Annotated in this window: 21 protein-coding genes, 2 tRNA genes and 1 other RNA gene; 13 read left to right on the forward strand and 11 right to left on the reverse strand. The window is 68.6% G+C overall.

Annotation, left to right across the window (positions count from 1 at the left end; genetic code table 11):
- Nucleotides 1–25: 25 nt before the first annotated feature.
- Nucleotides 26–121, reverse strand: an RNA gene (ffs, locus tag ABT061_RS07050) — signal recognition particle sRNA small type.
- 82 nt (nucleotides 122–203) lie between these two features.
- Between ffs and ABT061_RS07055 the strand changes: the two genes are divergently transcribed.
- A tRNA-Ser gene (locus ABT061_RS07055) sits at nucleotides 204–289 on the forward strand.
- Between the two features lie 185 nt (nucleotides 290–474).
- Here ABT061_RS07055 and ABT061_RS07060 read toward each other — a convergent pair.
- Nucleotides 475–756, reverse strand: coding sequence for a LuxR C-terminal-related transcriptional regulator (locus tag ABT061_RS07060; protein WP_350913616.1), 282 nt, complete (start codon nucleotides 754–756; stop codon nucleotides 475–477).
- Between ABT061_RS07060 and ABT061_RS07065 the strand changes: the two genes are divergently transcribed.
- Both ABT061_RS07065 and ABT061_RS07070 read left to right on the forward strand, forming a co-directional pair.
- On the forward strand, nucleotides 755–1234 hold the full coding sequence (locus tag ABT061_RS07065) for a hypothetical protein (RefSeq protein ID WP_350913618.1): 480 nt from the start codon (nucleotides 755–757) through the stop codon (nucleotides 1232–1234). The two genes, ABT061_RS07060 and ABT061_RS07065, sit on opposite strands and share 2 nt — an antisense overlap.
- 256 nt (nucleotides 1235–1490) lie before the next feature.
- Nucleotides 1491–1793 (forward strand): type II toxin-antitoxin system VapB family antitoxin, encoded by a 303-nt coding sequence (locus ABT061_RS07070; protein WP_350913620.1) that lies wholly within the window; start codon nucleotides 1491–1493, stop codon nucleotides 1791–1793.
- Between the two features lie 103 nt (nucleotides 1794–1896).
- Here ABT061_RS07070 and ABT061_RS07075 read toward each other — a convergent pair.
- The 4 genes from ABT061_RS07075 to ABT061_RS07090 all read right to left on the reverse strand — a co-directional run bounded on the left by ABT061_RS07075 (nucleotide 1897) and on the right by ABT061_RS07090 (nucleotide 3489).
- Nucleotides 1897–1986 (reverse strand) — tRNA-Ser (locus ABT061_RS07075).
- A 24-nt stretch (nucleotides 1987–2010) separates the two neighbouring features.
- Nucleotides 2011–2454 carry a tRNA adenosine(34) deaminase TadA gene (gene tadA / locus ABT061_RS07080; protein WP_350914202.1) on the reverse strand — a complete coding sequence of 148 codons (444 nt, stop codon included), beginning with the start codon at nucleotides 2452–2454 and terminating at the stop codon, nucleotides 2011–2013.
- A 17-nt stretch (nucleotides 2455–2471) separates the two neighbouring features.
- On the reverse strand, nucleotides 2472–2963 hold the full coding sequence (locus tag ABT061_RS07085) for a tRNA adenosine deaminase-associated protein (protein WP_350913622.1): 492 nt from the start codon (nucleotides 2961–2963) through the stop codon (nucleotides 2472–2474).
- Nucleotides 2964–2979: 16 nt separating this feature from the next.
- Complete coding sequence (locus tag ABT061_RS07090) at nucleotides 2980–3489, reverse strand: tRNA adenosine deaminase-associated protein (RefSeq protein WP_350913624.1); 510 nt, start codon at nucleotides 3487–3489, stop codon at nucleotides 2980–2982.
- A 178-nt stretch (nucleotides 3490–3667) separates the two neighbouring features.
- Between ABT061_RS07090 and upp the strand changes: the two genes are divergently transcribed.
- The 5 genes from upp to ABT061_RS07115 all read left to right on the forward strand — a co-directional run bounded on the left by upp (nucleotide 3668) and on the right by ABT061_RS07115 (nucleotide 7886).
- Complete coding sequence (upp, locus tag ABT061_RS07095) at nucleotides 3668–4306, forward strand: uracil phosphoribosyltransferase (RefSeq protein WP_350913626.1); 639 nt, start codon at nucleotides 3668–3670, stop codon at nucleotides 4304–4306.
- A gap of 187 nt (nucleotides 4307–4493) precedes the next feature.
- Entirely contained in the window at nucleotides 4494–4724 is a 231-nt protein-coding gene (locus ABT061_RS07100; protein ID WP_350913628.1) for a hypothetical protein, read from the forward strand.
- Between the two features lie 320 nt (nucleotides 4725–5044).
- Entirely contained in the window at nucleotides 5045–5575 is a 531-nt protein-coding gene (locus ABT061_RS07105; RefSeq protein WP_030919774.1) for a PH domain-containing protein, read from the forward strand.
- Nucleotides 5576–5716: 141 nt separating this feature from the next.
- The gene (locus tag ABT061_RS07110) at nucleotides 5717–7075 is read left to right on the forward strand and encodes a helix-turn-helix domain-containing protein (protein ID WP_350913630.1); all 1359 of its coding nucleotides are present in this window, start codon (nucleotides 5717–5719) and stop codon (nucleotides 7073–7075) included.
- A gap of 109 nt (nucleotides 7076–7184) precedes the next feature.
- Entirely contained in the window at nucleotides 7185–7886 is a 702-nt protein-coding gene (locus tag ABT061_RS07115) for a FadR/GntR family transcriptional regulator (protein ID WP_350913632.1), read from the forward strand.
- Between the two features lie 129 nt (nucleotides 7887–8015).
- Here ABT061_RS07115 and dnaN read toward each other — a convergent pair whose 3' ends face one another.
- The 3 genes from dnaN to ABT061_RS07130 all read right to left on the reverse strand — a co-directional run bounded on the left by dnaN (nucleotide 8016) and on the right by ABT061_RS07130 (nucleotide 11403).
- Nucleotides 8016–9116 (reverse strand): DNA polymerase III subunit beta, encoded by a 1101-nt coding sequence (gene dnaN / locus ABT061_RS07120; protein WP_350913634.1) that lies wholly within the window; start codon nucleotides 9114–9116, stop codon nucleotides 8016–8018.
- A 101-nt stretch (nucleotides 9117–9217) separates the two neighbouring features.
- On the reverse strand, nucleotides 9218–9877 hold the full coding sequence (locus ABT061_RS07125) for a response regulator (RefSeq protein ID WP_350913636.1): 660 nt from the start codon (nucleotides 9875–9877) through the stop codon (nucleotides 9218–9220).
- Complete coding sequence (locus ABT061_RS07130) at nucleotides 9874–11403, reverse strand: sensor histidine kinase (RefSeq protein WP_350913638.1); 1530 nt, start codon at nucleotides 11401–11403, stop codon at nucleotides 9874–9876. The genes ABT061_RS07125 and ABT061_RS07130 overlap by 4 nt, the downstream gene beginning before the upstream one ends.
- Before the next feature lie 155 nt (nucleotides 11404–11558).
- On the opposite strand from ABT061_RS07130, the gene ABT061_RS07135 reads away from it, so the two are divergent.
- From ABT061_RS07135 to ABT061_RS07145, 3 genes are all read left to right on the forward strand, one after another.
- Nucleotides 11559–12455: an ABC transporter ATP-binding protein gene (locus ABT061_RS07135; protein WP_350913639.1), complete on the forward strand. Its 897-nt coding sequence runs from the start codon at nucleotides 11559–11561 to the stop codon at nucleotides 12453–12455.
- Nucleotides 12455–13189 (forward strand): ABC transporter permease, encoded by a 735-nt coding sequence (locus ABT061_RS07140; RefSeq protein ID WP_350913641.1) that lies wholly within the window; start codon nucleotides 12455–12457, stop codon nucleotides 13187–13189. The genes ABT061_RS07135 and ABT061_RS07140 overlap by 1 nt, the downstream gene beginning before the upstream one ends.
- Nucleotides 13190–13327: 138 nt before the next feature.
- A complete protein-coding gene (locus ABT061_RS07145; protein WP_350913643.1) occupies nucleotides 13328–14065 on the forward strand; it encodes a metallophosphoesterase in 738 nt (245 codons plus the stop codon).
- A gap of 112 nt (nucleotides 14066–14177) precedes the next feature.
- On the opposite strand, the gene ABT061_RS07150 is transcribed toward ABT061_RS07145, so the two are convergent.
- A complete protein-coding gene (locus ABT061_RS07150) occupies nucleotides 14178–14621 on the reverse strand; it encodes a winged helix-turn-helix transcriptional regulator (protein ID WP_350913645.1) in 444 nt (147 codons plus the stop codon).
- Nucleotides 14622–14716: 95 nt separating this feature from the next.
- On the opposite strand from ABT061_RS07150, the gene ABT061_RS07155 reads away from it, so the two are divergent.
- Nucleotides 14717–15649, forward strand: coding sequence for an NADP-dependent oxidoreductase (locus ABT061_RS07155; protein WP_350913647.1), 933 nt, complete (start codon nucleotides 14717–14719; stop codon nucleotides 15647–15649).
- 145 nt (nucleotides 15650–15794) lie between these two features.
- Nucleotides 15795–16073: a hypothetical protein gene (locus ABT061_RS07160; RefSeq protein WP_350913649.1), complete on the forward strand. Its 279-nt coding sequence runs from the start codon at nucleotides 15795–15797 to the stop codon at nucleotides 16071–16073.
- Nucleotides 16074–16336: 263 nt separating this feature from the next.
- Here ABT061_RS07160 and ABT061_RS07165 read toward each other — a convergent pair whose 3' ends face one another.
- A complete protein-coding gene (locus ABT061_RS07165) occupies nucleotides 16337–16702 on the reverse strand; it encodes a DUF5335 family protein (protein ID WP_350913651.1) in 366 nt (121 codons plus the stop codon).
- Nucleotides 16703–16907 lie beyond the last annotated feature (205 nt).

Consider the following 16907-nt stretch of genomic DNA (forward strand, 5'->3'; position numbering starts at 1 on the left):
GATCCCACCTGCGAGGGGTCCTGAAACGAAAGACCCCTCGCACACCCGCCAGAGCCCGCTTATCCTTGCTGCCTTCCGGCCCTGGGGAGGTTCACAGGATGACGCCGCGCGAGGGGTCGACCCTCAGTCTAGCCTCAGATCCGAGTGCTCGGGGTCGGAAATCCATGGTCCGCGCACCTCGAAAGTTGGGTAAGCTTCTCCACGGAGGATTCGCCTAGTTGGCCTAGGGCGCACGCTTGGAAAGCGTGTTGGGGGCAACCCCTCAGGAGTTCGAATCTCCTATCCTCCGCCTTCTCGGAAGGGGCGGCCCGCGTCGGCGGGCCGCCCCTTCCGGCGTTCGGGTCTCGGTTGGCCTTTTCCGGGGGTTCTTCCCCCCACCCGCCGACGCGGTGTCCACGTCCCGGGGAGGTCATCGGCTGCCGGGGCCGCCCCGGACCGGAATGCGGCCGGCGCTCCACGGCGGCGCGGAACCGGTCATGCCGAAAGTGCATGCCGGCAGCGAGACCGGAGCCGCCACGGTGGCCCATCGGCGGTGACGGCGGCGATGCGCGGGGCCACGCCCAACTCGCCGTAGATGTGCATCAGGTGGGTCTTGACCGTCGCCTCGGTGATGAAGAACCGCCTGGCGACCTCCCGGTCGCCCGTGCCGAACGCGCAAAGCGCCGTTAAAGGCGGCCATGCTAGCGTGATCACGCCCATATTTGCTTGTTTGGGATGATTGATAACCATCTCCTGAGCAGTCAGGCGAGAGCCCATGAAGATCACTCGTTGGGTCGCGGGTGGCATGACCTTGGCCGCTACGGCCGCCCTCACCCTGGTGTCCGCCGGTCCCGCGCAGGCCTTTCCCCAGGGCTCCTGTGGACATTCGTACCGCAAGGTAGCCAGCTATCCCATTGCAAAAGGGACAAAAGACGGGAAGGCATACGGCACCGTCACGCTGTACCACAGCAGCACCGCGCACAGGAAATGCGCCATTGCCCGGGTGGCGGGCTCCTACGTCGGACAGACGAGTTATCTGTACGTTGCGCTCTTCGTGGACAGGAACGGGAACAAGAAGTACGACGGCCCTGACACGGGGGTCGCCGATGGCAGCGCGCGCTACAAGTGGTTCGCGGGCCCGGTGTACACCTCCGCCGACCGCCTGTGCGTCCAGTTCACCGGGGCGATCAGGATCGGTTCCAAGCCCGTCGTCCACGGGGGCACACCAGAAGGCAAGTGGATGCACTGCGGTTAGACACGGCTCACCGCCTCTGACCCGGTGACGGGGAATCCTCGACGTGGAACGGCCACCGCGTGGTGCAGGGGACAGCGCGTCAAGTGGTTCACCACCGGCTACCGGAGCGGCGATCCCGGCGGGTGCGACACCTTCTCCGGCGACATCTGAGAACTCCGGCGGCGCCTGCCCAGGACGCATCCGAAAGACGGCCTCCGAGCTGCGGCGATGAAGATCGGACAGGCGAGAGGCCGGATTCTCTCCTAAACTACGTACTGTGATCTTCAAGCTGGTCGGCGATGGACGGCCCTACCCCGAGCACGGTCTCTCGCATCGCGAGTGGGCGCAGATACCGCCGCGACAGGTCCGGCTCGACACGCTGATCACCACGAAAGCGGTGCTGGACCTGCACTCCCTGCTCGCCAAGGACTCCACGTTCTACGGCGACCTGTTCCCGCATGTGGTCCAGTGGCGCGGCGACCTCTATCTGGAGGACGGCCTGCACCGGGCCCTGCGCTCGGCCCTGCACCAGCGCTCGGTGCTGCACGCCCGGGTCCTGGAACTGCCCGCGGAGAACTGAGGCCCCGGGCGGGATTTGCCGGGCTCGCGCAAGGGATGAAGCGGCGGGGAAAGACGGCAGAACGCGAAAAGGGGCTCCCGCGACTGCGGGAGCCCCTTCTGTGTGGCGGTGGAGGTGGGATTTGAACCCACGGATAGGTTGCCCCATCACACGCTTTCGAGGCGTGCGCCCTCGGCCACTAGGCGACTCCACCGCGGAGCAGCCTACCGGATAACCGCTATTGCTCGCGCATCCGGCGAGCAGTGAAGAACTCGGTGAGAACCGCCGCGCAGTCATCGGCCAGGACACCTCGCAGCACCTCGGGCCGATGGTTGAGGCGGCGGTCCCTGAGCACGTCCCAGAGCGACCCCGCCGCTCCGCCCTTGGGATCGACGGCGCCGTAGACGACGCGATCGACCCGGGCGAGCACGGCGGCTCCCGCGCACATGGTGCAGGGCTCCAGGGTGACCACCAACGTGCAGCCGGTCAGCCGCCACCGCCCACACGCCTTCGCCGCCTGCCTCAGGGCGAGCATCTCGGCGTGTGCGGTGGGGTCGGCCGAGGCCTCCCTGTCGTTTCCCGCACGCCCCAGCACGGAGCCGTCCGGGCCGACGACCACCGCACCGACGGGCACCTCGCCGCGGGCTCCGGCTTCGGCGGCCTGCGCCAGGGCGAGCCTCATCTCCCCGACGTAGTCCGTCAACGCAACCGGTCGAGCTCGTCGGCGAAGGCCAGCCGCTCGGCGATCACCGAGAGCGTGTCCCCGGGGAGCGCGCCCTCCTCCATGCTGAGCTCGACGAGCTCGTCGGAACTCAGCCCGAGGTCGTCCAGCAACTCGAAGTCGCCCGCCGGCCGCACGCCCAAGTCGGGTGTGTCCTTGTCGACCGCCACCCCGGCAAGCTCGGTGAAGAGCTCACCGAGGCCGTCGGAGAGCCCCGCGTGGGCGTCGGACAGGAAGGTGCGTGGCTCCAGGTCGCCCTGGTATCGGACGATCGCGAACCATTCGTCCTCCACCTCCACACACAGAAGAGCAAGCTCGTCGCCGTTGAGCCCCAGATGCTCCTGAACGGCGTCGCCGAGATCGTCGACGATCTCGGCCTCACTGAGGTCGACCTCCGCGCCTTTCCAACCGTCCGGCGTACGGACGAAGGCCGCGGAGAAAACACTGTTACGGGGTGGTCTGGAGGGCATGGCCGATCTCCCGAGGTCAGCCGAACACAGAGTCGATGGCGCGTTCGAACGGCTCGGAGAATCCCAGCCGCGCGGCGATGCTGGACAGGACGTCCTCCGGCAGGAGGTCGATGTCGCCAGAAAGGATGCCGAGCTCCATCTCGTCGAGCCCCAGGTCCGCGAAGATCGACAGGTCCCCCGCGGGGAGCGCCGTCTCCTCGTCCTGAAGAATCGCGTCGAGTTCGTCCTCGTCGGGAACCGGCACGTCCAGGTATTCCAGCGCCTGCCGGGCGAGCGGGAAATCCCAGGACGCGGCGATGTCGGACAGGAAGACCTCGACCCTCTCGCCGAACACCCGTAGCGCCACGAAGAACTCATCCCCAACGGCGACCAGGCCAATCGTGCCGTTCATGCTCGGCTGCTGGCGCAGGGCGTGGATGAGGCCGTCGAGGTCGGAGGTGAGTGCCACGGGGAGCGTCTCCGCCTCCCAGCCGTCGTCCTCACGGTAGATCACGATGGCAAAGTCCAGCGAGTCTTCGTCTGACATGGCCATCCCCACCGAATGCTTTCTCTACGGAGGTCAATGCTTTCAGAAGCGAGACACGGAGGTGGGCCTCTCCGACCAAATTGTGATCAAATCCGAGTGAGCGGGTGATGTCGAACAGGTGCCGCCCGCCCTCCCCCGGCTTATCGCCTGCCGAGTGTCCAGGATATCTTTGGCCACCATGGAAACCCTGGTCGTCGACCATCCCCTGGTGGCCCACAAGCTGACCGTGCTGCGGGACGCCGGCACGGACTCCCCCACTTTCCGGCGTCTCGCCGACGAGTTGGTGACCCTGCTGGCCTACGAGGCGACCAGGCACGTCCGCGTCACCGAGTGGTCGGTGCAGACGCCCGTGGCTCTCGCCAAGGGCGTGCGGCTGGCACAGCCCTGCCCGCTGGTGGTCCCGATCCTGCGCGCGGGACTGGGGATGCTGGAGGGCATGACCCGGCTACTGCCCACGGCCGAGGTCGGTTTCCTCGGGATGATCCGCAACGAGTCCACGCTCCAGGCGGAGACCTATGCCACCCGGCTGCCCGACGACCTCTCCGGCCGTCAGGTCTACGTGGTGGACCCGATGCTGGCCACCGGCGGCACCCTCGCCGCCGCGATCCAGTTCCTCTTCGACCGGGGCGCCGACGACGTGACCGCGCTCTGCCTGCTGGCCGCCCCCGAGGGCATCGCCCACATGGACGAGGTCTTCAACGGCAGCGGCAAGCCGATCCGCCTGGTGACCGCGGCCCTGGACGAGCGTCTGAACGAGCAGGGCTACATCGTCCCCGGGCTGGGCGACGCCGGAGACCGCCTCTACGGCGTCGTCTGAGCACTCTCCCCGGCATCGCCGCCGGCCCGAAGGTTCCGGGATTTCAGAGCCATCCTTTTCCCTTGAAGGATGGTTCTTCTACTCATCGACCGTTACACAACGCGGTCGAGCGGGTACGAAGAGTCGCGAAGACATCTCTTCTGTGTCCCCGGTCCGCCGAGGCCGCGGGCGCACACCAGGGAGAACCATGAGCGAGCGAATCATCCCGGACACCGAACCCGACCCTTACGCGGACTTCAGCGCCGCGCTCAGGGACGAGTTCTCCGAGATCCATCCGGCGACCACGGTGACCCGCTGCATAGAGGCGGCTCACTACGGAGCGCTGGAGGTCGTCGGCCACGCCCATCCGACGCTGGTCGAGCGGATCGCCCGCAAGCACCTCGAGGTCCTCGCACTGGTCGCGAGCGAACGCGGGTGACGGGTCATGAGGGGCGCGGATGTCCGGGGGGTGTGCCCCACGGGGCCCTCGCGCAGGATCCTCGCGACGCGTACGAGACCGAATGAGCCGATGCGCTTTACCGCGGCATGGCCCTGGGTAATGTATATGGCGGGTGCAGTGGGTGAGTGGTAGTGGGAGGCCAACGTGCAGGTCAAGAAAGTCCTATCGTATAGCGCTGTCGGTTTTGTGGCGTTTTTCCTGTTCACCCGACCAGGTGACGCAGCCAACGCCGTAAGGGGTGCCATGGACACGGTTTACACGGCGGCCGATTCTCTGGCCCAATTCGTCTCACATCTGTCATGAGGCTCGTGACCCACGGGGACTCCGCCCCCTCGTCGGTCAACCGCTACCTACTCCCCCACGAACACCAGGTCATCATGGTGCGGCGCCACCCGGCCGTGCTGCTTCGCGCGGTCGCCGAGGTTTTCGGCGGCCTGATCCTCGCCGGACTGCTGAGCAAGTGGTTCGGCGACCAGGGCGGCGGTGGCGTGCTCGTCATCGTCTGGTGGGCCTGGCTGCTGTTGTTGATCCGCTTCGTCTGGAAGGTCGCGGAGTGGTCGGTCGACTACTTCGTCGTCACCTCCAAGCGCATGCTGCTCACCACCGGCTTGATCACCCGCAAGGTCGACATGATGCCGCTCGGCAAAGTGACCGACATGAGCTTCCAGCGCTCGATCCTCGGCCGCATGCTGGGCTACGGCGAGTTCGTTCTGGAGTCGGCCGGTCAGGACCAGGCCCTGTCGAGGGTCAATTACATTCCATACCCGGAGACCCTCTACCTGGAGGTCTGCCAGATGCTCTTCCCAGGGGGCAATGATTCGGATGATTAGCGCCTTATGTCCATATTGACAGCAATGACATAGTGGCTGCCCACACTCCCCGGTGAGGATTTTTCACGCGGGGTTACCCGATTCGACTGCTTCATGCAATCATGGCGGGAACATTGACCATCCCCCGCCCTGAGAGATCAGATGCCGAGTCAGGGAACCATCGGTGACCGCGTCCGCGGACTGCGACTGAGTAGGCGCATGTCCCAGGCCCAGCTGGCAGGGCCCGACCTTTCCGACAGCTACGTCTCCCTCATCGAGTCCGGCAAGCGGACGCCGACCCCCGTGGTCGCCCGCCTGCTGGCCGAGCGACTGGGGTGCACCACCGAGTTCCTGCTGCACGGGATCGAGCCGCGCCAGCGCATCGACACCGAGCTTGGCCTGCGCCACGCGGAGTTGGAGCTTCTGCACGGCGACCCGTCCGTCGCGGCGGACCGTTTCGGTGAGATCGTCAAGGTCGCCGGCGAGGAGAACGCGATGCTGGCCGCGCACGCGCGACTCGGCCGCGCACGCGCACTGGAGGCCCAGGGCAGGGTCGGTCCGGCCTTGGAGGCGTTCGAGCGACTCCGCCGTGAGGCGGCCGCCCACCCCGAGCGCCTGGCCGACCTGCCGCTGACGGTGGCGCTGAGCCGCTGCTACCAGCGTGCCGGAGACACCCCTCGCTCGCGCGACCTGGCCGCCCACGCGCTCAGCGAGGTCAACCGGCTCCCCCTGTCGCAGGGCGAGATCGCCGTCGAACTGGCCGCCTCCCTGATGGAGACCGAAACCCCCCGCGGGCCCGGCTCGCAGGGCATGTCCTACGTCCGGCACGTCCTGTCGACCAATGGCGTCCCCACCGCGGTCAACCGCACCGCGGAGATCCACGCCCTCTGGCGAGCGAGTGTCGCGGCCTCCGGCAGAGAGGACTCGGCGCTGGCCGTCCGCCTCGCCGACGACGCGATCGCGACCGGGCGCCCGGCGCGGATGGCGTCGCAGCTCGCCCTCATCGCGATGGACTGGGCACGTCTCGCCGCCTCCACGGGCGGCGAGTCACTCGACGAGGCCCACAAGCTCGCGACCAGCGCCGGCAAGGTCTTCGCGGCGTTCCCCGAGCGCATCCACGAGCACATCAGGAGCATCGTCGTGCTCGCCCAGGTCCGGCTGGCGACCGGCGACGCTCAGGGCGCGGCGGATCTGGCCGGAACCGCCCTCGACATGCCGGGCGGCCAGGCGGGCGCCATCGGGGCGACCGCGCAGCTGGTTCTCGCCCGGACCGCGCTGGCCCGCGGCCGGAGCGACGTCACGGCCGCCCTGGACACCGCCAAGCGGCTGCTGAACGGCGTCCGGTACGAGCTCTCCGGCCCTGACCGGGGGACCGCGCGGGTCTGGCGTGACCTCGGAGACCTGTACGGCCAGGTCGGTGCGCGTGACGACCAGGCCAGCGCGTATCGTAGGGCTCTCGAAACCGCTGGGGTGCGCGACGCGCTGGTGGGCGTGACCGTCGACTCGGCTCTGGTCCGGTAAGACCGGTTTCGCTAAGGGAGTTCCAGATTTGTTTTCGCACCTCTGGAATAACTAGGGTCTACCAGTCATTGATTCATAGGATGATTGGTTTCTCCGGAGGAGGCGGACGGTGAGTCTGCGTACGGCGCAGCGAGCATCCCTCGTCGACCAAGTGATCGATCAACTCAAGGAGCAGATCACTTCTAACTCCTGGCAGATGCACGCGAAGATTCCTACCGAGACCGTACTCGCCGAACAACTCGGGGTCGGTCGCAACACCGTGCGCGAGGCGGTGCGGGCGCTCACACACGCCGGCCTGCTGGAGTGTCGCCAGGGTGACGGGACGTACGTTCGCGCCACGAGCGAGCTCTCCGGGGCCATGCTGCGGCGGCTACGCTCCGCCGAACAGCTTGAGATCCTGGAGGTGCGGCGTGCGCTGGAGGTGGAGGCCGCCAGGCTCGCCGCGACCAGGCGCACCGATGCCGACATCGCCGCGATCGAGGCGGCGCTGACCGAGCGGGACAACGCCTGGGAACTGGGCGAGCCCAACGCGTTCGTCGAGGCCGACCTGGCCTTCCACATCGCGGTGGTCCGTGCCACCCACAACCTGGTGCTGACCGAGCTTTACGAGGACTTCTCAGCGGCGCTGCGCGCCAGCATCACCGCCGCGGGCACCTCGCTGAGCAGCACCCTGAACACCACCTACATCCCGCACGACGCCATCGCCCGCGCCATCGCGGCCGGTGACGCCGCCGCCGCCGAACACGCGGGACACGCGTGCATGGAGCACATCCTGATCGCCCTGACCGAGGAACAGGAACTCTCCGCCTGACCCCTCCTTCCCATGACCTCTCACAGTGCGGGGCCGCACTGTGAGAGGACCCCTGGGCAGCGAGACGGCCGACGCGGGAAACGTCCCGGCTCCGTGCCCAGGGCCCCGGTGCGCCGGGCATGGAGGCGTTCAGGTCAGGCGCAGGGACATCACCAGGTAGCGGAAGGCGGGGTCGGCATCGCCGGGAACCTCGGTGATGAGGGCCGGGCGGCTCGGCGACTCCATGTTGAGCCGGACGAACTCGGTCTCGACACCGTTCAGGCCGTCGAGCAGGAAGTGGGACTGGAAGGCGATCTGGATGTCGTCACCGGACAACTCGGCGTCGACGACCTCGGTGCCGCGGCCGATGTCACCGCCACCCGCCTGGATGAGAACCTGCCCCTGGCCGAAGGAGAGCCGGATCGGGGTGTTGCGCTCGGCGACCAGCGCGACCCGCTTGATCGCGTCGACGAACGGGGCCACCCGCAGGTCGGCCCGGATCGACCAGTCGTCGGTCAGCCGCGCGCGGTAGTCGATGAACTGCTCGTCGAGCAGGCGGACGGTGGTGGCCCTGCCCACGCTCTCGAAACCGGCGATGCCCTCACCCAGCGCCACGGAGACCTCGCCGCCGCGCAACGATCTGGCCACCTCGACGAGCACCCGCGCGGGCACCATGGCGGCGGCCGCGGTGCCCGGCCGCTCGGGGCGCCAGCCGAACTCCCTGGCCGCGATGCGGTAGCGATCGGTGGCGGCCAGGGTCACGTCGTCGCCGGAGATGTCGACCCGGATGCCGGTCAACATGGGGAGGGTCTCGTCGCGGCTGGCCGCCGGAGCCACCTGGCCGACCGCGGTCGCGAAGATCCCGCCGCCCACGGCGCCGATCTTGGGGGGCATCTCGGGGAGGGAGGGGAAATCCTCAACCGGCATGGTCAACAGGCCGAACTCCGCGCTGCCGCAGGTCAGAACCGCCTCGGAACCGCTGCCGGCGACCTCCACCACGTCGCCGGGCAGGCTGCGGGTGATCTCCGCGAGAATCCGGCCCGGAATCAGTGCCCTGCCGGGCTCCGCCACGACAGCCTCGATCGAGACGCGGGCGGAGACGTCGTAGTCGAAGACCGACAGCACGAGATCGTCCCCGTCGGCCTCCAGAAGCAGCCCGGAGAGCACGGGAATGGCCGGTCGGTTCGGCAGCACCCGGGCCACCCAGGCCACCGCGTCGGCCAGGACATCACGGTTAACCCGGAACTTCACCTGATCATCCCTTCGTCCTGAACAGCACCGCCACGTGCGGAAACCGTCCTTCAGCACGTTATCCGCTAGGACCGACAGAACAGGGTCCGGGCCTGGGAAAGTCAGCCCCGGGCCGCGTTGAGATAGGTCAGGACGGCGAGCACGCGGCGGTTGTCGTCATCGGAGGGGACAAGGTCGAGCTTGGCGAAGATACTGGCCGTGTGCTTGCCCACCGCGCTCTCGCTGAGGAACAGGCGCTGGGAGATGGCCGCGTTGGAGCGGCCCTCGGCCATCAGCTCCAGCACCTCGCGCTCGCGCGGGGTCAGCGCGCCGAGCGGCTGGTGACGGACGGTGCTGGCCAGCAGCTTGGCGATCACCTCCGGGTCCATCGCGGTGCCTCCCGCGGCGACCCGGCGGACCCCGTCGACGAACTGTTCGGCGTTGAAGACCCGGTCCTTGAGGAGGTAACCGACCGCCCCCGAGCCGTCGGCCAGCAGTTCGCGCGCGTACAGCTGCTCGACGTGCTGGGACAGGACGAGCACCGGCAGGCCGGGGACGGCCCTGCGCGCTGCCAGCGCCGCCTGGAGCCCCTCGTCGGTGAACGTGGGCGGGAGGCGCACGTCGACCACCGCCACGTCGGGCCGGAGCTCGATCAGCGCCTTCAGCAGCTCGGGTCCGGATTCCACCGCCGCCACGACCTCGAAGTCGTGCGCCTGGAGCAGATGGACCAGACCGTCCCGCAGGAGGTAGAGGTCCTCGGCGATGACGACTCTAAGGCTCATCGGCCCAACCATAGGCGGGCCGGCACGACCTCCGCCAGCCGGCGCCGGCTGGAGTGCATGGCGGGGATGATCATGCCCGCGGCGTACATGGAGAGGCCCAGGGCGATGTTGAAGACGATCAGCGGCCACTGCAGGGGCTCGGGCAGGTAGAGCGCGAGGAACCAGCTGAGGTGCTCGGTGTCGATGATCTTCATGACCATCGTCACCAGCCCCTGCGGGAAGAGCGGTAGCCAGCCGAGTCCCCAGCAGATCCCGACGATGACGGCCTTCCCCCGAGGGAGCGGCGTGCTGTCCCGGCGCTTCTCGGCGAGCGCGTTGGGCAGGTCGAACGTGGCGGTCGTCGGGCCACCGCGCGGACTGCTGACCGCGAGCACCCCGTCGAAGGCCGCCAGCCTGCGCTCGATGCCTCGCAGGCCACTGCCCAGCGACGGGTCGGCGCCTCCCGCGCCGTCGTCGGTGACCACGACGCGCAGCGCGTGGTCATGGCTGCTGATGTCGATCGACACCCGCTCGGCGCCACCGTGGCGGGCCGCGTTGGTGAGGAGCTCGCTGATCGAGAAGTAGGCGGCCGACTCGACGGGCGAGTCCGGGCGGGCGTCCAGGTCCACGGTGACCGTGACCTTCAGTGGACTGTCCAGCGCCAGGGCGCGCACCGCGTCACCGAGGCCGCGCTCGGCCAGGACCGGCGGATGGATGCCCCTGACCAGGTCACGCAACTCGACGAGCGCCGTGGAGGAGGCCTCCCTGACCTTGCCGAGCAGGGCCTTGGCGGCCGCCGGGTCCTTGTCCATCAGTTCCTCGACCGCGCCCAGCGTCATGCCCATCGCGACAAGCCTCGCCTGCGCACCGTCATGCAGGTCGCGCTCGATCCGCCGCAGCTCGGACGCCTGGGAGTCGACCGTCGCCAGGCGCGCCTGGTCGAGCCGCTGGACCCGCCCCGCGAGCACGGACTTGGCCGTGGGGGAGAGCAACAGGTGGTTCCACCAGGCGTACCCCCGCAGCAGGTGGGGCAGCGCGATCAGCGCGACCACGGCGGCGCCCCCCAGGAGCGAGGGCACGACCGCCGGCACCGCGGACCGCGACGCCAGGACGGCGCCTGTGGCCAGGGTGAGGGGGAGCAGCAACAGAGCGGCCGCGACCACCGGGTTGAGGAACAGCCAGAGCCCGTCCCGCCAGGTGGCCGGGTCGCCGAACATCCACTTCCAGCGGTTGTTCCAGTCGGGCCAGCGTGGCGTCTTGTAGAGCTGGCGCTCGTGGCGGTACCACCCGTCGGGCTGGGGTCGCGTCGGCAGCGGCGGCGGCAGGTAGGGAACCGGCACCGCGGTCCCGAGCCACGTGCCGGTCAACCTCCTGGCGAACGCCGTACGGTACCTGATCAGCCGGGCCGTCGGAGGGAACACAAAGATCATTCCCAACCCGAACGTCAGCAGGAACGCGAACAGGGTCAGTGCCACCAGGGCGATGTCCACCAGTGCCATCGCCCCCAGGGCCAGTGCCTTGCCGACCGCCACCGCGTACGTCTTCATGTGTCAAGTCTCGATGATGTCTCCGGATGTGCCCAGTGGTGGCGGACGCCGACCGGGGGTGGAGGTAGCCACACCCCTGCCGGGTGCCTGGCCCGCCCCCACCTGGGGGCCAGGTGGATTCTCCCCGCGCGGCGCGACTCCTAGCGTCGGTTGGCATGAAGGTCATCGAGGTCAGCAACCTCCGCAAGCAGTACCGAGACCAACTGGTGGTGGACGACGTCTCGTTCACCGTCGAAGAGGGCGAGATCTTCGGCGTTCTCGGCCCCAACGGTGCCGGCAAGACGACCACCGTGGAGTGCGTCGCCGGCCTGCGCGTCCCCGACTCCGGGACCGTCAGCGTGCTCGGCGGCCTCACCGGCACCGAGCTCAGGGAACAGCTGGGCGTCCAGCTGCAGAGTTCCACGCTGCCGGGGAAGCTCAAAGTGTGGGAGGCGCTCGACCTGTACGCGTCCTTCTACCGGACCCCCGCAGACTGGGTCGAGCTGCTGGAACGGGTCGGGCTCGCCGACAAGCACGACACTCCCTACGGGAAGCTCTCCGGCGGCCAGCAGCAGCGGCTCTCGATCGCGCTGGCCCTGGTCGGCAACCCGCGCGTGGCGATCCTGGACGAGCTGACCACGGGCCTGGACCCGCAGGCCCGCAGGGACACCTGGGAGCTCATCGAGCGGGTGCGCGACGACGGTGTGACGATCCTGCTGGTCACCCACTTCATGGAGGAGGCCGAGCGGCTCTGCGACCGGCTCGCGCTGATCGACTCCGGTCGGCTGGTCGCGCTGGACAGCCCGTCGGGCCTGATCGCCAAGGTCGGCGGGCAGCAGACCGTCAGGTTCCGGCCCTCCCAGCCGTTCGACGACTCGGTGCTCAAGGCACTGCCCGAGGTCACCGAGATGAGGCGGAGCGGCGGGCAGATCACGGTCACCGGTACCGGTGACCTGCTGCTCGCGATCACGACCGCCCTGTCCGCCGCCCATGTCGTACCTGCCGACCTGCGCGTGGAGCAGGCCAATCTCGACGACGCCTTCCTGGGCCTCACCGGAAAGAAGCTTTCCTGATGAACAAGATGATCCTGACCGAGCTCAAGCTCTTCCTGCGGGACCCCGCCGGCCCGATCTTCGCGATACTGCTCCCCCTCGTGCTCCTGCTCGGGCTGGGCAGCACCGCCGGACTTCAGGAGACCCCTCCCGAGATGGGCGGGGAGCGGATCATCGACACTCACTTTCCCACCATGATGGTGATCCTGGCCGTGGTGACGATGGCACTGACCACCCTGCCGGCGGCACTGGTGAGCTACCGGGAGAGCGGCGTGCTGCGCCGGATGTCCACCACCCCGGTCAACCCGGTCCGGTTGCTGGTCGCCCAGGTCGTGAACAACCTCGCGGTGGCGATCATCGCCACCGTCCTCCTGATCGGCCTCGGTGGCCTCGTCCTCGGCCTGACCCCGCCCAGGAACCTCCTGGCCTTCGCCGGGGTGTTCGTGCTCGGCACGGCCTCGATGTTCGGCCTGGGGCTGCTGATCTCCGCCTTGGCGCCCAGCGCGAAGTCCGCGCCGGGCATCGGCTCGCTGCTGATGTTCCCGCTGCTGTTCATGTCCGGGATGTGGGTTCCCAGGGAGTTCATGCCGGACCTGGTGCGGCAGATCGGCGACTTCCTGCCGATGGCGCCGTTCGCCACGGCGCTCCGCGACACGTGGGCGGGGCACGCGCCACAGCCGCTGCACCTGGTGGTGGTGGCGGTGACCCTGCTGGTCACGGGTGGACTGGCCACCCGACTGTTCCGGTGGGAGTAGCGGACAGGGTGTGATCACGATCCGCCGTAGCCCGTCCCTCGCGTGGGGCAGGGACGGGCCACGGCTTGTTTCCGTCTTCTTTCCCGGGAAGAGTTCGACGTACTGGGCGGCGGGAGGCTGATATGTCACCCTTGAGTGATGCTGATCCTGGCGCACGTAAGTGACGTCCACATCGACGGTTCCCCCCGCAGCATCGACAGGACCCGATCCGTCATGCGGCACCTGGAGAACCTTTCCGGCCCGCTGGACGCGGTCGTGGTGACCGGCGACATCGCCGACAACGGCCTGATCCAGGAGTACGAGATCGCGCGCGAGCTGCTGACCACGCGCCATCCGACGATCATCTGCCCAGGCAACCACGATGCCCGTTCGGCGTTCCGCAAGGTCATGCTCGACGAGGACGGCGACGGGCCGGTCAACCAGGTTCTCCGGCTCGACGGGCTCACCGTCGCGCTGTGCGACTCCAGCGTCCCCGGCCGGCCGGAGGGTTTCCTGGAGGACGAGACGACCACCTGGCTGCGGGACGTACTCGCCGAGAGCCCGGACACCCCGGCCATCATCGGTATGCACCACCCGCCGGTGTCGCTGGGTATCCCGTACGTGGACGCGATCCGGCTACGGAACCCGGAGCGGCTGGAGGAGATCGTGCGGCAGTACCCGCAGGTGGCGGCCGTCATCGTCGGCCACGCCCACACCGCGGCGAGCACCACCTTCGCCGGCCTGCCGCTCTCGGTCGCTCCCGGCGTCGTCTCGACGCTGCTGCTCAACCAGGAACTCGACATCCCGGTCCCGGTCGACTACGACCTGCCGCCACAGATCGCCATCCACGTCTTCGACGACGGCCGCCTCGTCACCCACGTCCGCCCGGTCCTCTGACCTCGCCTCGGCCCGAGTTCCAGGAGAGGGCCGGCATCGCCATGGCCACCGCACCGTTCTCCGCGGCGCTTGCCCCGGTCACCCGGGACACGGCCGCGACCATGGCGGACGCCTACTTCGCGGCCCCCCTGTTACCGCTCGGTTCCGCCCGTACGGGCCTGGGTTCCTCACCCGTGCGGAGGTCGTAGGCGTCGCGGGCGGCCATGATCTCGGGCACGTGCTCCTCGGACCAGCTCTTGATGCCCTCCATCAGCGTGACCACGCTGTGGCCCAGCGCGCTGAGCTCGTACTCCACCCGGGGCGGGATCGTCGGGTAGACAGTGCGGATCACCATCCCGTCGCGTTCCATGTTCCGCAACGACTGGGTGAGGCTCTTCTGGGTGATCCCGTCGAGCCTGCGGCGCAGCACACCGAACCGGACCGGGCCGTCCCGCAGGGCGTCCACCAGCAGGCAGGTCCACTTGTTGGCAATCGCCTCCAGCACCTTCCGCGAGCCGCACTCCCGGAGGTAGGCGTCGACGGCGCCACGTTCTCGCAGGCCAGAAATAGTTTCCACAAGGTACCTATATATCTCAAAGGTGCCTTCTTACCAAGGGATACCGGCATCGCGGACGATTGATCTCGACGAACTTCCCCGCAGAGGAGATCACGATGCGTGCCATCACCCAGTCCGCCTTCGGTGACCCGTCCGTACTCGGCACCGCCCAGGTCGACCGGCCTGAACCGGATCACGGGCAGGTCCTGATCAGGGTCGGGGCCGCCGGGGTCAATCCGGTCGACGGGGCCGTCCGCTCCGGCGCCTACCCGCTGCTCGGCTCGCCGCCCTTCGTTCTCGGCTGGGACGTCGCGGGCACCGTCGAGTCCACCGGACCCGGCGTGTCCGCGTTCGCCCCCGGTGACGAGGTGCTCGGCCTGCTCGCCTTCCCCGGCGCCGGCAACGCCTACGCCGACTACGTGCTCGCCTCGCCCAACGAGATCGTCCACAGACCGGCCACCCTGTCCGTGGAGGAGGCGGGCGGACTCCCGCTGGCCGGCCTGACCGCCTGGCAGGCACTGGTCGGCATCGCCCGCCTCGGTGAGGGGGAGCGGGTGCTCGTCCACGCCGCCGCCGGAGGGGTCGGCCATCTCGCCGTCCAGATCGCCGCGTCCCGGGGGGCGCACGTCACCGGTACCGCTCGGACCGCCAAGCACGACTTCCTGCGCGAGCTCGGCGCGGACACGCTGATCGACCACACCGTCGCCGACTTCGTCACCGAGACCGAGCCGGTGGATGTGGTGTTCGACCTGGTGGGCGGCGATTACGGAGAGCGTTCCGCCGCCGTGCTCAAGCCCGGCGGCGTGCTCGTCGGCGCGGTCGGGGGCAACCTGGGCATCACCGGGGAACGCGCGGCCGAGCTGGGGGTGCGGCTCGCGGTGGTGAACGTGCGTCCCTCGGCGGCCGACCTGTCGCGGCTGGTGGCCCTGGCGGAGTCGGGCTGGCTCAGGGTCCACGTGGACCAGGCGCTGCCGCTGACCGAGGTGGCCAAGGCGCACGAGCTCCTGTCGACCCGCCGCACCACCGGAAAGATCGTCCTGATCCCCTGATCCCCGTGACGGTCCGGTCATGGGCACCGGGCCGAGGTCGCCAAGACGGTGTGTCGGCCTTTTCCCGAAAGGGATGCCGCAACGATGCGTTCGCTGCCTTTTCCTCCTGTACCGGCGAGTTCGTGGAGGTAGTTGGATAGTGGCCATGACGCCGCACCCGGATCTTCTGCGAGCGCTCGGCGAGGTGCGCGTGCTCCTCGCCCAGCCCGACAACGACTTCGCCTGGTCCTCCTGGGAGAACGCGGACGCGGCTCTGGCGGAGATCGACGCCGCGATCGCCCGGATCGGTGTGGACGGCCGGCTCCCGCCCGAGCTCGTGACACTGTTCGCACCGACCGGGCAGATCCAGGAGGTCGCGAACTCCAGCGGCTGGGACGACGCGTTTCTCGTGCTGGCCGACCGCTTCGATGCCGCGCTGGAGTAGGGCGTCGACACGGCCGGCTCCTGCGGACTCGGTACCGTCCTTGCCGCGGACATGGGGCCGGGCGACGGGGGTGAGGTCCTTTCACGGCTTGACGGCGATCGCCTCCGCACCGTGCCGGATCCGGACACGCCCGTCGCAGTTCCTCGGCACAAGCCGCTGACCTGTGCTTTCTCCCGTTTGTGGCCGGTAACGGGTTTCCTGGCGACGCCCCGAGTGGTTCTTCGAAAGCGGGCGGTCGTCTCCCGGGCACGGGGAGTTCGTGGCTACGCCGAGGAGATCGAGGTCAGGTAGAGGGTCACGATCGTCTGACCCCCCTCGGCGTCGAAGACGTCGAACGCTCGCACCGTGCCCTGCTGCAGGGTGTCGGTCAGGATCCTCTGCGGGTGGTCGACGGCATGGCGCAGCACCACCGGATAGCGCCCGTCACGGCCACCCACTCCGATCGAGAACTGATCGTCCTTGGGGTCGTACTCCAGGTAGGCCAGCGGTAGCTTCTCGGCCCCCAGCAGGTCCCCGAAGTCCTTGCTCATCACTTCGATCGTCACCTCGGCGCCCTCGTAGTTGCGCGTCATGGTGTCGAAGAACTCACGCCACTCTTCACGCACGAGTTCCGACCGCTGCTGGTTCATGTGATGGCTCCCTCCCGCTCAAAGCCCGTAGGCCGCGTGGTCTCCATCCTTGGCGATCCCGAGACCATGCCACATCACCCGATCGAGTAGGAATCCCCCTGTCGGGGCAGCAGCATCCCGAACGCCATACGGCCGCGGCTCCCGGCCTTGACCGTGCCGCCGTACCGGGTGACACCGGTCTTGACGGCACCCCGTAGCAGCGCCG

Origin of the sequence: Streptosporangium sp. NPDC002544 (assembly GCF_040295965.1) — a bacterium.
In the GTDB taxonomy this organism is placed as follows: Bacteria; Actinomycetota; Actinomycetes; order Streptosporangiales; family Streptosporangiaceae; genus Streptosporangium.